Source organism: Micromonospora sp. A202 (assembly GCF_006715105.1).
Lineage (GTDB): Bacteria > Actinomycetota > Actinomycetes > Mycobacteriales > Micromonosporaceae > Micromonospora > Micromonospora zamorensis.
The window spans coordinates 319,486-333,702 of the sequence record NZ_VFMP01000001.1 but is presented as its reverse complement, the minus strand read 5'-3'; the positions used below and the strand labels follow the sequence as shown (position 1 = coordinate 333,702).

Here is a 14,217-nt window from a genome sequence, read left to right as displayed (position 1 = left end):
TTCCGGTTGTCGGCCCACCACAGGAGTACGCGGTGAGCCTCACGCGGGAACGGCGCACGCCGGTCAGCGTGTGTGACCGGCGGAACGAAGAGGTGTGCGGCTCAGTCAGTTACGAACGAGCTGGTCGTAGACCGCGAGATAGTCGGTGACCATCCGGTCGGCGCTGAAGCGCTTCAAAGCCTGCGCCCGACATTCCGCCCGATCGAGGTCGGCGGCCCGGGTGATCGCCTCGACGGCCTGGTCGACGGTGTGGACGAGGAGGCCCGTCACCCCTTCGTCGACCACCTCGGGCATGGACCCCCGCCGATAGGCGACGACCGGGGTGCCGCAGACCATCGATTCCACGACCGACAGCCCGAACGGCTCGTCGAAGGCGATCGGGTGCAGCAGCGCGGTGCTCTCGCCCAGCACCTCGGCACGCCGTTGCGGGCCCACCGACCCGAGGAAGACGACCTGGTCACCGTCGATGTGCGGTGCCACCTCTTCGGCGAAGTACCGCTCGTCCTGCACGATCCCGCAGATGGTCAGCGGCCGGCCGGCGCGGCGGGCGATCTCGATAGCGGTGTGGGTGCCCTTGTCCGGGTGGATCCGGCCGAAGGCGGCCAGCCCAGGGCCGGCCTTGTCGGTGAACGGCAGACCGCCGACGTCGACGCCGTGGTAGACCGTGGCAACGTAGTCGAGTTCCGGTGCCCGGTCGGCGTCGGAGATCGACACGTACGACGAGCGGGCTCGGCCGTAGGCGGGCAGGATCCCCGCGCCGGAGAAGCCGTGCACCGTGGTCAGCAGCGGTGCCCGGCAGTGTTCCGCGAAGGCCAGCGGCAGCCAGTCCAGGTGGCTGTGCACCACGTCGAACTGCGCCGAGCGGGCCATCGCGTGGGAGACGTGCATCGCCTCCCACACCCGACCGTCCAGGTCGGGGTCGTCCGCGTACCCCCGTGGGCAGACTCCATCGAGCTGGGCGGAGGTGACGGAGTCCAGTGTCGCGAAGAGCGTCACGTCCACGCCGCGGCTGACCAGCCCTTCGGCGAGCAGGCCGGTCACCTGCTCCCACGGCCCGTAGTGGTGCGGGGGCGTACGCCAGGCGACCGGTCCGAGCAGCGCAACCCTCAAGGGGAGGACGCGTCGACGAGATCAGCTGGGTTGAGGTGCAGGGTGGCGAGCAGGCCGGAGTGCTTCGCCGGGTCCACGCGCTCCGGCAGCTCACGCTCGACCCAGTCGGCCCGGGCCTGCTGGCCCCGGTCGCGAAGTGCGGTGACGATCCTGTCCCTGGCGATCCTCATCTGGTGCTCCCCCTGGTTGGGTGTTCAAAATGATCATTCGCACGGACAGTGGTGTGCATGCGTGCGTCGGATCCGGACCACCAACTGTTCCGACCGCGATGGCGGCGGAACCCGACAGCCGGCACGTGCTCGGCGATCGGCCGACACGGCCAAAGAGTCGCGGCGACGGGGATGACGATCGGTAACGCCCCTGATGGGCTGGTGGCGACGGCGTCTGGCGGCCACCGGGATCCCGGGCGACGTGTCCACCGTACGCCCTCGGGGCCCTCGACTGCATACGCACCGGTGTGGCGAGGCCTGCCAGACACGCGTGTGATGGTCAGGGCTCCAGCACCACCTTGCCGGGCCGGCTGCGGGTCTCGGCGAACACCAGTGCGGCGGAAACCTCGCTGAGCGGGTAGCGGGCGGCGATCTGCGGCACGATCACTCCTTGCCGCAGCAGGTCGAGCACGATGCCGAGGTCGGTGCGCAGACGGCGCCGGAACGCGGTGCGGCGGGTGAGGTGACCGGCCCAGAAGTTGTAGAAACCGGCCCGGTGGCCGTTCGGCAGCGCGTTCCAGGTGTAGAGGCGGGCCAGCAGCTTCACGAAGACCCACACGACCGACTGGCCGGAGCCCACGGCGGCGGCGTTGCCGTAGACGACCAGCTTGCCGCGCGGGGCGAGCAGGTCGTACGAGGTGCGTACGCCCGGGCCGGCGACCGGGTCGAAGACGGCGTCGACGCCACCCGGCGACAACTCGCGGACGCGCGCGGCCATGTTCGGGTCGCGGTAGTCGAGCGGTTCGACGCCGAGTTCGCGCAGCGCGGCATGGTGCCGTACGGCGGCGGTGCCGATGACCCGCAGGCCGAGGTGGCGTCCAAGCTGGACGAGCACGGTCCCGACGCCGCCGTTCGCGCCGTGCACGAGGATGGTCTGCCCGGCGCGCAGGTCGGCGCCCCGCACCATCTGCCAGGCGGTGACCCCGTTGACGACGACGGTCTCGGCCTCGGCGGGGTCGAGACCAGCGGGTACCGGGGCCAGGGCGTCGATGTCGGCCAGCGCGTGCGAGGCCCAGCCGCCGGTCTTGGTGACCGCCGCGACCCGAGTGCCGACCAGTGAGTGGTCGCCGCCGGGACCGACCGCCCGGACGGTGCCGACGAGGTCGTAGCCGGGCACGAACGGGAACTTCGGCTGGCCGGGGTAGAGGTCGTGGCGCATCTGCTGCTCGGCGAACGAGATGCCGGTGGCCTCGACCTGGACGAGCGCCTGCCCCGGGGCCGGGGCGGGCATGGGACGGCGGCGCAGCCGGAGGCCGTCGGGCTCTACCACGCCGGGCAGCACCACTTCAGTGATCATCGCATCGGTCGTCATCGGGTTCTCCCTTGTTTGTAAGTGTGCACTCACACACTTATCGAGCCGAAAAAGTGGGCCGCGGGTGCGGCCCTGGGGTCGTACGTCGGGTCAGGGGTGGCGGATGCCGGCGGTCAGGGCGCGAGCCCACGGTTCGGAGACCTGCTCCAGGCCGGCGGTCACGATCAGGTGGCAGAGCTGGCCGTAGGCGAAGAACTGCTGCACCTGTGCGTCGCTGGCGCCGGCCCGGCTCTGCACGAGGGTGGCGACCTGCCGGTAGCCGGCCCGCACCGCCTCGGCGATCTCGGGGATGTCCGTGACGGCCTGCGCCTGGACCTGGAAGAGCAGGAGATTGCGATCGGCGATCAGCTCCGCGTAGGCGTCACCCATCGCGTCGAGGATCTCCTCCGGGCTGTCGCCCGTGGCGCGCTCTGCCCCCGCTTCGATCGCTGCGGCGATCCTGTCGAAGCACGCAGCGGCCGACGCCACGAACAACCCGAGCTTGCCGGAGAAGAGCCGGAAGACGTACGCCTCGGAGATGCCGGCGGCGGCGGCCACGGCGGTGACCGGGGTGGCGTGGAAGCCGGTGCGCGCAAAGGCCGACACTGCGGCGCTCAGGACGGTGACCCGGCGGGCCTCGGCGGTCGATCGCATGTTTGTAAGTGTGCACTCACAAACTTGTGTCGTCAACCCTCGACGGTCAGGGCGCGATCCGCAGGGCCCGGATCGCGCTCTCGTCGTAGTCACTGAAGCGGTAGCGGAGCCCGGCGAAGGGACTGCCCGGAAAGTCGCCGGTGATCGTCGCGGTCACGATCGTGCCGGCGGAAGTTTCCTCGATGTCGGTGATCTCGTACGACACCAGCGGCACGGCTCGACGCCACCGGCGGATGGCCTCGATGCCCCGGTACTCGGTCGACTCGTCCTCGACCACGGCGTCCTCGGCGAAGAGACCGAAGTAGTCCTCCGAGTCGGGCTGGCCGGCCAGCTCGAAATAGCGGCGGATGATGGCCGGTGCGGCCTGGGTGGCGGTCATGGTTTCGCGTCCCTCCCGGACGTGGCTGGGCAGCAGGAAGCTGGGACGCTGCTGATCCTGCATGACGCCTTCGACGGCTACACCCGCTTCGATCAGTTCCAGGCCAACCTGGGCGTCTCGTCCAGCATCCTGACCAGCCGACTCAAGGCCCTGACCGGGCAGGGGCTGCTCGAACGACGCCGCTACCAGACCAGGCCCGACCGCTACGAGTACGTCCTCACCGACCTCGGTCGCAGCCTGCGGCCCGTCGTCGTCGCCCTCGCCGCCTGGGGCAACTCACGCCTCGACCCGAGCGAGCGCAGCATGATCCTGGTCGACCGGAACACCGGCGTGGAGGCCGACCCGGTGATCGTGGACCGCAGCACCGGGCGCCCGCTCGACGACGCCGACTTCGTCTTCGCCGCCGGCCCGGCCGCCAGCGAGGCCATGCGCAAGCGCTACGTACCGGGTCAGCTCACTCCGACGGGTAGAGCCGAGCCGGGTCACCGGGTCGGAGACTGTCCGGGGTGTCGTCCCGGGTGCTGGCAGCGATCGAGCCGAGCAGCGCCAACGAGCGTGCGGACTCCGTACCCGGCTCGGCGTGGTAGATCACCAGCAGTTGCCCGTCGGCGCCCGCCACCGCGAGCTTGTCGCAGTACAGGTCGAGGTCACCCACCTCGGGATGACGCAGCCGGCTGACCACGCCCTCCCGCCGACGCACCTCGTGACGCGCCCACAACCGGCGGAAGCAGTCGCTCTTGAGTGACAGCTCCCCCACCAACGCCGTCAACCGGGGGTCGTCGGTGGCCCCGCCCGAGTCGGCGCGCATCTGCCCCACCACGCTCTGCATCGCCTGCCGCCAGTCGCGGAACAGCTCCCGCTCGGCCTCATCCAGAAACACCGCGCGTAGTCGGTTGGCGCCCGGGGCGAGATTCGGCGACAGTGCCCTCGCCATCGGGTTCGAGGCCAGGATGTCGAGGTAGCGGTTCTGCACGAAGGCCGGCATGTCGAGCTGCCGCAGCAGGTGCAGGATGCTGGCCGGCACCCGGTCAACGGCCGGTCGGGCTGCCCGGCGCGACCGCGCACGGCTCAGCCCGATCATGTACGCGGTCGCCTCCGGGTCCAACCCCAGCACCCCGGCCAGGGCATCGAGGACCTGCACCGACGGATGCCGCTCGCGGCCCTGTTCCAACCGCAGGTAGTAGTCGGCGCTGATCCCGGCCAGCATCGCCACCTCCTCGCGCCGCAGCCCCGGCACCCGGCGCAGGCCCACTCCCGGGCCGAGCCCGACGTCCTCGGGCCGGGTCTGCTCCCGGCGGGCACGCAGAAATTCGCCGAGCGGGTTCGTCGCGTCCATGAGACCGACGGTAGATCGCCGGGCCGCCCGGTGACTGGCTGTGTCACTACCAGGAACAGCTCGCCCTGCCGGCCGGCCGACCCCCGACGCACAGTCGACGCATATCCACTCCGATCACGGATAGAGGACGACATGAGCGAGAACCTTCCCGGCGGGTCCCTGACCCTGGCTGACGGCCTCACCCTCAGCCGGATGGGCTACGGAGCTATGCAGTTGGCCGGCCCGGGTGTCTTCGGCCCGCCCCGCGACCGCGAGCAGGCGATCGCCGTGCTCCGCGAGGCCGTCGACCTCGGTGTCCGGCACATCGACACCAGCGACTTCTACGGCCCGGTGGTGGTGAACGAGCTGATCCGCGAGGCACTGCACCCGTACCCCGAGGATCTGCACCTGGTCACCAAGGTCGGCGCGCGCCGCGGCGCCGACCGCTCCTGGATCCCGGCGCTGGAGCCGGACGAACTGAAGGCCCAGGTCCGGGACAACCTCCAGCACCTCGGCCTGGACGTCCTCGACGTGGTCAACCTGCGGGTCGGTGTAGCGGAGGGCACCGGCGACGATCCCCTCTCCGAACAGTTCGGCGCCCTCGCCGAACTGCGGCAGGAGGGGCTGATCCGGCACCTCGGGCTCAGCAACGTCACGCTCGACCAGCTCACCGAGGCCCAGGCCATCGCCCCGGTAGTCACTGTCCAGAACCTTTACAACCTCGCCAACCGGAAGGACGACGCCCTGGTGGACCGGTGCGCGGCGGGGAACATCGCGTTCGCCGCGTTCTTCCCGCTCGGCGGGTTCACGCCGTTGCAGTCCGACACACTCAACGAAGTGGCCGCCCGGGTGGGGTCGTCGCCGCAGCAGGTCGCCCTGGCGTGGCTGCTCCAGCGCTCCCCCACCACGGTGCTGATCCCGGGCACCTCGACGCTGGCGCACCTGCGGGAGAACATCGCCGCTGCCGACCTGAAGCTGCCCGCCGACGCGATCGAAGAGCTTGACACCATCGGCGGCTGACGCCGGGACGCGGACCGCCACACGGCGGTCCGCGTCACCCGCCCGCTTCACTCAGGCCCGCCGCCCGGTCCAGATGGGTGAGGAACCGCCGCACCGCCGGTGGTCGGCTCCGCCCGGCGACGGTCGCGGCGAAGATCCGCCGGACGGAGGCGTCGTCGGGGTGCAGGCGGAGCAGGGTCAGGTCGGATGGAGCGGCGCGTACGGCCAGGGCCGGCACCAGCGCGACGCCCAGGCCTGCCGCGACACAGCCGAGCTTGCCGGTCCACTCGGCCGCGACGATGTCGATGCGCGGGCGAAAACCCGCCGGTAGGGTCGCCCGCAGCAGGGTCTCCTCGGCGGTCGCCGAGCCGGCGATGAACGACTCGTCGGCCAGGTCGCGCAGACGGATGGTCCGCCGGTGGGCGAGCCGATGCGTCCGGGGAACGGCCACCAGAAGCGTCTCGTCGACGAGGTGGTGCAGGTCGAACTGGTCGCCGTCGAGCGGCTGGTCCGAGGCGGCGCTCACCACGGCAACGTCGGCGCCGCCGTCGACCAGGCGCTCCAGCAGCCCGGGCGTGAGCCCTTCGACCAGCGACAGGGCCACCTCGGGATGCTCGGACCTGAAGCTGGCCAGAGCACGTGGCACAAGCGCGGCGACCGCCGTGGGGAACGCGCCGACCCGCAACCGGCCGGCGGACAGGTCGCGCAGCGCCGCCAGGTCCCGCCGGGCGGTGTCCAGCCGGTCGAGCACCGCCTCGGCGTGGCCGAGCAGGCAACGGCCCTGCTCGGTCAGGGCGACACCGCGCGGCAACCGGTCCAGCAACGGCGACCCGGTCTCGGCTTCCAGCGCGGCGATCTGGCGGGACACCGCCGACTGGGTGTAGCGCAGGCTTCGGGCCGCAGCCGTGATGGAGCCGTGCTCGGCGACGGCACGGAAGACCTGGAGTGCGTTCAGCTGCATCGTGCCATGCTCCCGCAGCATGGCAGCGATGCATAACAGTCGCTGGTGGCATGGCTTTCCGCCCCCTAGCGTTGGCGACATGTTCGAGATCGCACTGTTGGGGACGGGCACGATGGGCACCGCGATCGGCCGTCGGCTGCTGGCCACCGGGCACCCGGTCACCGTCTGGAATCGCACGTCCGCCCGCACGGCCCGGCTCGTCGACGCCGGGGCGCGAGCCGCTGGCAGCCCAGCCGAGGCGGTCCGCGACGCCGACGTGGTGATCACCATGCTCACCGATGCGGTCGCCGTCCGGCACACGTTGGTCGACTCCGGTGCGGCACTGGCGCTGCGGTCGGGCACCCCCGTGATCGAGATGTCCACCATCGGTCCCCGGGCCGTGGCCGAACTGGCCACCCTGCTGCCGGCGGGAGTACCGCTGGTTGACGCTCCGGTCGCCGGCAGTGCCAGGGCTGCCGAGACGGGCCAACTCGTGGTCCTGGCCGGCGGGGAAGAGGCGGTCGTCGAGCGGATCGCCCCGCTGCTGGGGACGTTGGGCACCGTCCGTCGCTGCGGCGGCTCCGGCCGGGGCGCCGCGTTGAAGCTGGTGCTCAACACCGCGCTGATCACCGCTGTCACCGCGGTCGCGGACACGCTCACCGTCGCGGACGCCGTCGGCGTCGACCGACGTACCGCGATCGATGCACTTGGCACCGGGCCACTCGGCGGCGCGGTCGCCCGGGCGACCGCCACGGACGCCGCGTTCGCCGCCGCCCTGGCCACCAAGGACGCCCGACTCGCCCTCGACGTGCTCGGCGACGCGCCGGTGCCCCTGCTGCGCGCCGCCGCGTCGGCGCTGGCGGCCGCGCGCCATCCGCAGGACGACATCGCCCGTCTCACCGACGCCGCCGCTTCCGAGGAGAATCAGTGGACCTGACCCTGGACAACCCGACGACCGTCGCCGCGCCGTTCGGCGATCGGTTCGCGCACGTCGCCCGCCTCGACCTACCAGGGGGCGCGCTGCTGATGCTCTCCGGTCAGGTCGGGGTGGACGAAGCCGGCGCGGTGGTCGCACCCGGCGACGTGCGGACGCAGTCCGAACGGATCTTCGAGTTGATCGGCGCGCTGCTCGCGGCGCACGGCGCCACCTTCGCCGACGTGCTGCACGTCCGGACGTTCATGACCGACCTCGGCGACCTGGCCGGCTATGCGGACGTCCGCAACCGCTACTTCGGGCAGACCAGGCCCGCCAGCACCACCGTCGAGGTGAGCCGGCTCTTTCTCGACGGCGCGGTGCTGGAGGTCGAGGTCACCGCGGCCGTGACCACGGGTTGACCGGGATCGGCTGATCTTCGTGGCGATCGGCGCAGTCGGCGCACTGGTCTCAGTGCTGGTGCGGCCGGTCTCAGTGCTGGTCCGGCCGGTTGCGGACGAGGGCGAGCGTGAGCACGGCGGTGACGAGGAAGACGATGCCGTTGATCCGCAACCCGGCCTGGACGCCGGAGGTCATGGCTTCGGCGATCGCCGCCCGGACCGGGTCGGGCAGCGGCTGGTCGCCGGTGACACCGGCGGCCACCGCCGCCTGCACGGCGCCACGGGTGGGTTCGGCGACCTGGTGCGCGGCCAACCGGTCGGGCAGGTCGGCCAGCATCGTGGTGGTGAGCAGCGTGCCCAGCAGGGACGTGCCGAGCACGGAGCCGACCTGTCGGGCGGCGTTGACCGCGCCGGAGGCCATCCCGGCCTGCGCGGGCGCGACGCTGGCCAACGCGGCGGCGGTCGCCGGAGCCACCACAAGGCCGCCTGCGGCACCGAACAAGGCGAACAGCGCCCACCGGTGACCGAACGACGCGGTGGGACCCTGGGCCGCCAGGCCGAAGCTCGCCACCGCACCCAGGACCAGGCCGAGGGTGAGCGGCGCTTTGAAGCCGGTACGACGGATCGCCCGCCCGGCACCGAAGGCGACGACCACGTAGGCGCCGAAGAGCACCAGCATCCGCCAGCCGGTGTCCAGCGGGCTGAGTGCCTGGACACGTTCGTGGAAGAGGACCAGCAGGATCGCCACGCCGGTGAAGCCGAACAGCGACACCGCGGCGACGACCATGACGGCGCTGAACGACGCGGACCGGAACAGCCGTATGTCGAGCATCGGCGCATCGGAACGCAGCTCGACCAGGACGAACGCGACAAGCGCGGCAGCAGCGGCGATCCAGGCCATCGTCACCACCGGGCTGGTGTAGCCGTCCTTGCCGCCCTGGATCAGGGCGTAGACGGCCGCGGCGATGGCGACGGTGCCGAGCAGCAGGCCGGGTACGTCGAGTCGGCCTGCGCTCGGCCGGGACTCGGCCACGCCGATGGCGGCGACGACGAGGGTGACCACGCCCAGCACGATCGTCGACAGGTAGACGCTGTGCCACGAGTAGTGCTTCAGCAGGGTGCCGGCGATGAGCGGGCCGATCGCGAGCCCGATGCCGGAGGCGGCCGCCCACGCGGTGATGACCTCGGTACGGCGGTGCGGGTCGGTGAAGGTCACTCCGAGGATCGCCAGGCTGTTGGGCAGGATCAGGGCCCCGCCGAGGCCGGCGACCAACTGCCCGACGATCACCCAGGCCACGGTGGGGGCACCGGCCACCACGGCACCGCCCACGATCATGGCGAGGATGCCGGCGCCGAACATACGCTTGCGTCCGTAGCGGTTGCCGAGGGTGGCTGCGGACAGCACCACGCTGGCCACGACCAGGGTGTAGGCGCTGGGAATCCAGATCACGGTGGTCGGGTCGACCCGAAGATCGCGCTGGATGGTCGTCAGGGCGGAGACCGTCGCGGTGATCTGGAGGAACGTGATCATCGCGCCCAGGCACATGGCGATCAGGGTCACCGGGCGGGAACCGCGAAGGGACCTGGCGGTGGCCGGTCCGGGTGCGGCTGCGGTCGGGGCCGTGGTGTTGGTGGTCACTGGCGTCCTCGATGCTCGTCGGGCTGACTTGCGTTCGCATAAGCCAGCGACGGCCAAGTGAACCACCTGGCTAGCTTTTACGCAAGTCAGGTACGCTGGACGGCATGGAGGACCTCCGAGAAGATCGCGACTCCTGGTCGAGCGAGAACTGCTCGGTAGCCCGGGCGATGGACATCGTCGGCAGCAGGTCGACGGTCCTGATCATGCGTGAGGCGCTGCTCGGCACACGCCGCTTCGACGACTTCGTCCGCCGGGTCGGCGTCGGCGAGCCCGCCATGGCCGCCCGACTCAAGGAAATGGTCGCCGCCAACCTGCTCGAACGCATCCCCTACCGGGAGCCGGGTCAGCGCACCCGCCACGAATACCAGCTCACCCGCAAGGGCCACGAACTGCTGCCCGTGATCACCGCGCTGCGCAACTGGGGCGACACCTGGGCCGCCGACGACGCCGGCCCGTCCGTCGTCGCCACCCACCACGACTGCGGCGAACCGGTCCGCGCGGTGCTCCGCTGCGCGGCCGGCCACGAGGTGGAGGACGGCGACATCGACATCGCCGCCGGCCCGGGCCTGATCCGGCGCAGCTGACGACCGAGACGCCGGATCAGGCCCAGGCCTGATCCGGCGCAGCTGACGGCTGAGGCGCCGACCACCCGAGGGCCTGACGAGGCCAGCGGCGTGCCGTCACCCGATCGATCTTGGTCACTGAAAGTTGTCGTACACCTGTTCTAGTGTGTGGTCATGGTCGAGGAGTTGGCGCAGGCAGACGGCGCGGTCGCTGCCTGCGTTGACGACGCCGTCTGGGCCGTCGCCGATGATGAGCTGGTCGCGGCGCTCGATGCCGCGCACCGCTTGGAGCAGCGTCTCGCCGCCGTGAAGCTGGCGTTGGTGCGGGAGGTGGACGGTCGGGGCACTGCGGTCGCGCAGGGCGCGTCCAGCACCGCGGTCTGGTTGCGCGAGCGACTGCGGTTGACCATTCCGGCGGCCCGCCGGTTGGTCGATCTCGCGGCCTGCGTCGACGCGGCCCCGACCGCCGTGCGGGATGCGCTGGCGGCCGGCGCGATCAGCATGGAGCAGGCCCGGGTCATCGCCGACACCGTCACCACCGTGCAGACGGCCGCCGGGCCGGAGGTGACCGACAAGGCCGTCGGTGTGCTGGTCGACTGGGCCGGCCAGTTCGACCCCACCCTGCTGCGCAAACTCGGCACCCGCATCCTCGACCACGTCGCACCCGACATCGCCGCCGCCGCCGCCCGCACCGCACTCGACGCCGAGGCCGCCCGGGCGACCCGCGACCGGCACCTCACCATCTCCGAGCAGACCGACGGTCGGCTGCGCCTCACCGCCACCCTCGACGCGGAAACCGCCGCGCTGCTGCGCGCCGCCATCGACCCCCTCAGCGCACCCGCCGGCCCCGACGACAACCGCTTTGCCGGCCAGCGCCGCCACGACGCCCTCGCCGACGTGTGCCGCCTCGCCCTGCGCACCGGTGAGCTACCCGACAGCGGCGGCGACCCCGCCCAGATCGTCGTCACCACCAGCTACGACACGCTGACCCGGCAGCTGGGCGATGGGGCGCTCGACATCGGCCTGCACCTCACACCGGAAACGGTGCGCCGACTCGCCTGCGACGCCGCGATCCTGCCCGCCGTCCTCAACAGCACCGGCCAACCACTCGACCTCGGCCGACAACGCCGCCTCATCACCGGCCCACTACGCCGCGCCCTCGTGCTCCGCGACCGCGGCTGCGCCTTCCCCGGCTGCGACCGCCCACCCCGCTGGTGCGACGCCCACCACATCCACCACTGGGCCGACGGCGGCCCCACCAACCTCAACAACGCCGTCCTGCTCTGCGGCCACCACCACCGACACCTCCACCACAACGACTGGACCGTCCGGCTGACAGGCGACGGCTACCCCGAATTCATACCGCCCGCCTGGCTCGACCCCGACCAACTCCCCCGCCGCAACCACTACCACCGACGGACATAGACACGGTCCGAAGGCGTTGAATGATCCTTTCGCCGCCCTGCGCCGATGCCGGGAACTCGTCCCGGCCTGGCGCATCGGGCCGGGATGGTGCAGGGTGGCCGGCCGCCCAACGACGGCCCGCCACCGTGGATCAGAGGACGACCTGGTGCACCCGGTTGTCCACGCCGCGTACGGCCAGCCAGGCGCTGCCGTTGGCACCGGCGGCGGCCCCGGGCGCGCCCCGGAACCCGTCGGTCGCGAACTCACCGCGCCGGAACCAGCCACCCCAGGCGCCGTCGGTCAGGTTGCGCTGCCAGAGCCGGTTGTCGGCGGCCAACGAGAACAGGTAGACCCGGCCGGACGTGGCGAGCAACGTCGGGCTGCCACTGGTGGTGCCGCCCAGGTTGGTCCAGGCGGACCAGGTGGTGCCGGTCCGGCTGCTCCACCACACCTCGTCGGTGCGGCTGCGGACCGCCACGTGCAGAACGCCGGCGTCGTCGACGACCGCGCTCGGCCGACCGTGGAACGGCCGGTTCTCCGGAGCCCCGACACCGGTCCAGCCGGCGTTCGGCCTACGCGACCAGAGCTTGCCGTCGACACCGCGGGCGACGAGCGTCCACTGCGTCGGGCTGGTCCACGCCACAGTGGGCGCGTCGGTCAGCGTGCCACCGAGGCTGCGCCACGGCCCCCAGCTGCCGGCCACGTAACTGCGCTGCCAGGCCGCGTTGTCGGTGCCACGGACGAAGACGTCGAGTCGGCCACCGGCGGAGCCGTACGCGGCTGGCTGGCCGAGGATCCGGCCGCCGACCGGGCCGCCGAGCGAGGTCCAGCGCGTGCCCCACGTCGTACCGGTGCGGGTGTTCATCGCCAGCGCACCGGAGGCGTCGCGGACGAAGGCGGCGGCGTGCGTGTCGTCCACCCGGACCAGCGCCGGGCTGGCGCTGGCGGTGCCGCCGAGGTTGGCGCCGGCAACCTGGTCGGTGCCGGTCAGACCGAGCATGGCCACGCCGTGCGCCGGCACCTCGACGGTGTACGAGCCGGTGAACGGCTGGACTCCGGCGGAGCCGGGCTGGGCGTCCACGTCAGCGCGGGACCACAGGTCACGGACGCGCACCGACCCGCCGAGCGCGACGTCGGCGAAATTCACAGTGATCTGCTGAGCGGTGTCGTGCCGGTTGAGCAGCGCGACGGCCCGCTTGCCGGAACCGGTGAGCACCTTGCTCCAGACCTGCGCGTCGGTGCCGGTGTCGGCGACCTTGACGCCCTGTCGGACCAGCGGGTCCTGGTCCACCGCGACGATCTCCGGGTTGGTCAACGCCGAGATCATCTCCGCCGGCAGGCCACGCGGGTCGGAGCCGATCACCAGTGGTGCGGCCATGATGGCCCACATGCCGAGCTGCGTCCTGGACTCGTCCAGGCTCAACTCGTACCCGCCGTCGGGCAGTGGACGCATCGGCAGCAGGTAGTCCGGGTCGTTGTAGTGCCCCGGCCCGGTGGCCGCCGGGTGGTACGCGTTGACGTCCATGTTGCGTAGCACCCACGGGTACGCCCACTGCGGGCTCGGGTCGGTCAGGCCCACGTCGGTGTACGTCCGCCAGGAGTCGGCGATGGTGGGCGCGTACGTGTAGCTCCAGGTGGAGAGCTGTTCCGGGGTGTACGGGCCGCCACCCCAGTCGGAGCTGACCGGGTTGCAGATGTTGAGCAGCATCGGCCGCGGCGACTGGCGTACCGCCTCGGCCAGCTCACGGAAGGTGGCCTCCGGGTCGAGGCCGGCGGCCCGGCCGCAGAGCCAGTCGGCCTTGAGCGCGTCGAAGCCCCAGCCGGCGAACTGGGCGACGTCGGCCTGGTAGTGGCCGTTGCTGCCGAGCCCGCACTGCCCCGGCAGGTACGGGCCGGCGTCGGTGTAGATGCCGGCCTTCATCCCCTTGCTGTGGATGTACGCGGCCAGCGCGGCCATTCCGCCGGGGAAGCGGGCGGGGTCGGCGACGAGCTGACCGGCCTCGTTGCGTGGGGTGGGCGCGGCCCAGTTGCCGTCGATCCAGACGTAGGTGTAGCCGGCGTCGCGCAGGCCACTGTGGACCATGTGGTCGGTGACGGACCTGACCTCGGCCTCGGTGGGATCGCCACCGAGGCCGAAGTAGGTGTTCCAGCCCTGGTAGGGCGTCGGGGCGAGGCCGCTGTTGAAGAACGTCGGGGCGCCCTGGTCCTCCGCGCCGGTGGCGGCCGGGGCGTGGCCGGGCCGGCCGGGCCCGTGACCGACCTGGGGTGGGTCGGTGTGCGGTGGGCCGGCCAGTGCCGGCGTCGGGCTGACCAGGCCCAGGCCGAGCACGGCCAGGGCAGCGGTCAGCGGTCGGTTCAGGCGCATGGAGGTACTCCTGTCCCTCGGGGGTGGGGTGGTGG

14 protein-coding genes and 1 pseudogene are annotated in these 14,217 nt (G+C 71.8%); 6 read left to right on the top strand and 9 right to left on the bottom strand.

Annotation, left to right across the window (positions count from 1 at the left end; all coding sequences use genetic code 11):
• Positions 1-105 precede the first annotated feature (105 nt).
• From FBZ33_RS01595 to FBZ33_RS01580, 5 genes are all read right to left on the bottom strand, one after another.
• Positions 106-1,110: a glycosyltransferase family 4 protein gene (locus FBZ33_RS01595; RefSeq protein WP_088951324.1), complete on the bottom strand. Its 1,005-nt coding sequence runs from the start codon at positions 1,108-1,110 to the stop codon at positions 106-108.
• Positions 1,107-1,280 (bottom strand): hypothetical protein, encoded by a 174-nt coding sequence (locus FBZ33_RS32575; RefSeq protein ID WP_172862148.1) that lies wholly within the window; start codon positions 1,278-1,280, stop codon positions 1,107-1,109. Before FBZ33_RS32575 ends, FBZ33_RS01595 begins: the two co-directional genes overlap by 4 nt.
• 319 nt (positions 1,281-1,599) lie before the next feature.
• The gene (locus FBZ33_RS01590; protein WP_141907758.1) at positions 1,600-2,631 is read right to left on the bottom strand and encodes a medium chain dehydrogenase/reductase family protein; all 1,032 of its coding nucleotides are present in this window, start codon (positions 2,629-2,631) and stop codon (positions 1,600-1,602) included.
• A gap of 90 nt (positions 2,632-2,721) precedes the next feature.
• Complete coding sequence (locus FBZ33_RS01585; protein ID WP_099850179.1) at positions 2,722-3,264, bottom strand: TetR/AcrR family transcriptional regulator; 543 nt, start codon at positions 3,262-3,264, stop codon at positions 2,722-2,724.
• A 46-nt stretch (positions 3,265-3,310) separates the two neighbouring features.
• A complete protein-coding gene (locus FBZ33_RS01580; RefSeq protein ID WP_255508680.1) occupies positions 3,311-3,706 on the bottom strand; it encodes a nuclear transport factor 2 family protein in 396 nt (131 codons plus the stop codon).
• Here FBZ33_RS01580 and FBZ33_RS33675 point away from each other — a divergent pair.
• Positions 3,665-3,874 (top strand): annotated as a pseudogene (locus tag FBZ33_RS33675) (winged helix-turn-helix transcriptional regulator); the annotation flags it as partial. The gene FBZ33_RS01580 and the pseudogene FBZ33_RS33675 sit on opposite strands and share 42 nt — an antisense overlap.
• Before the next feature lie 223 nt (positions 3,875-4,097).
• Here the strand turns inward: FBZ33_RS33675 and FBZ33_RS01570 are convergent.
• Entirely contained in the window at positions 4,098-4,979 is an 882-nt protein-coding gene (locus tag FBZ33_RS01570; protein ID WP_141907756.1) for a helix-turn-helix domain-containing protein, read from the bottom strand.
• A gap of 132 nt (positions 4,980-5,111) precedes the next feature.
• Between FBZ33_RS01570 and FBZ33_RS01565 the strand changes: the two genes are divergently transcribed.
• Entirely contained in the window at positions 5,112-5,978 is an 867-nt protein-coding gene (locus tag FBZ33_RS01565; RefSeq protein ID WP_141907755.1) for an oxidoreductase, read from the top strand.
• A gap of 34 nt (positions 5,979-6,012) precedes the next feature.
• Here the strand turns inward: FBZ33_RS01565 and FBZ33_RS01560 are convergent, their stop codons facing one another.
• Positions 6,013-6,918 (bottom strand): LysR family transcriptional regulator, encoded by a 906-nt coding sequence (locus tag FBZ33_RS01560; protein ID WP_141907754.1) that lies wholly within the window; start codon positions 6,916-6,918, stop codon positions 6,013-6,015.
• Between the two features lie 79 nt (positions 6,919-6,997).
• Here FBZ33_RS01560 and FBZ33_RS01555 point away from each other — a divergent pair, with 79 nt between their 5' ends.
• Together FBZ33_RS01555 and FBZ33_RS01550 are read left to right on the top strand one after the other, a co-directional pair.
• The gene (locus FBZ33_RS01555; protein WP_185755178.1) at positions 6,998-7,834 is read left to right on the top strand and encodes an NAD(P)-dependent oxidoreductase; all 837 of its coding nucleotides are present in this window, start codon (positions 6,998-7,000) and stop codon (positions 7,832-7,834) included.
• Positions 7,825-8,232 (top strand): RidA family protein, encoded by a 408-nt coding sequence (locus tag FBZ33_RS01550; protein ID WP_185755177.1) that lies wholly within the window; start codon positions 7,825-7,827, stop codon positions 8,230-8,232. The genes FBZ33_RS01555 and FBZ33_RS01550 overlap by 10 nt, the downstream gene beginning before the upstream one ends.
• Before the next feature lie 70 nt (positions 8,233-8,302).
• Here the strand turns inward: FBZ33_RS01550 and FBZ33_RS01545 are convergent, their stop codons facing one another.
• Positions 8,303-9,850: an MFS transporter gene (locus FBZ33_RS01545; protein WP_255508679.1), complete on the bottom strand. Its 1,548-nt coding sequence runs from the start codon at positions 9,848-9,850 to the stop codon at positions 8,303-8,305.
• 104 nt (positions 9,851-9,954) lie between these two features.
• Here FBZ33_RS01545 and FBZ33_RS01540 point away from each other — a divergent pair, with 104 nt between their 5' ends.
• Positions 9,955-10,434, top strand: a complete 480-nt coding sequence (locus FBZ33_RS01540) for a helix-turn-helix domain-containing protein (protein ID WP_088951318.1) — start codon at positions 9,955-9,957, stop codon at positions 10,432-10,434.
• 153 nt (positions 10,435-10,587) lie between these two features.
• Positions 10,588-11,838, top strand: coding sequence for an HNH endonuclease signature motif containing protein (locus tag FBZ33_RS01535; protein ID WP_141907752.1), 1,251 nt, complete (start codon positions 10,588-10,590; stop codon positions 11,836-11,838).
• A gap of 130 nt (positions 11,839-11,968) precedes the next feature.
• Here the strand turns inward: FBZ33_RS01535 and FBZ33_RS01530 are convergent, their stop codons facing one another.
• A complete protein-coding gene (locus FBZ33_RS01530) occupies positions 11,969-14,182 on the bottom strand; it encodes a glycoside hydrolase family 27 protein (RefSeq protein ID WP_141907751.1) in 2,214 nt (737 codons plus the stop codon).
• Positions 14,183-14,217: the final 35 nt, after the last annotated feature.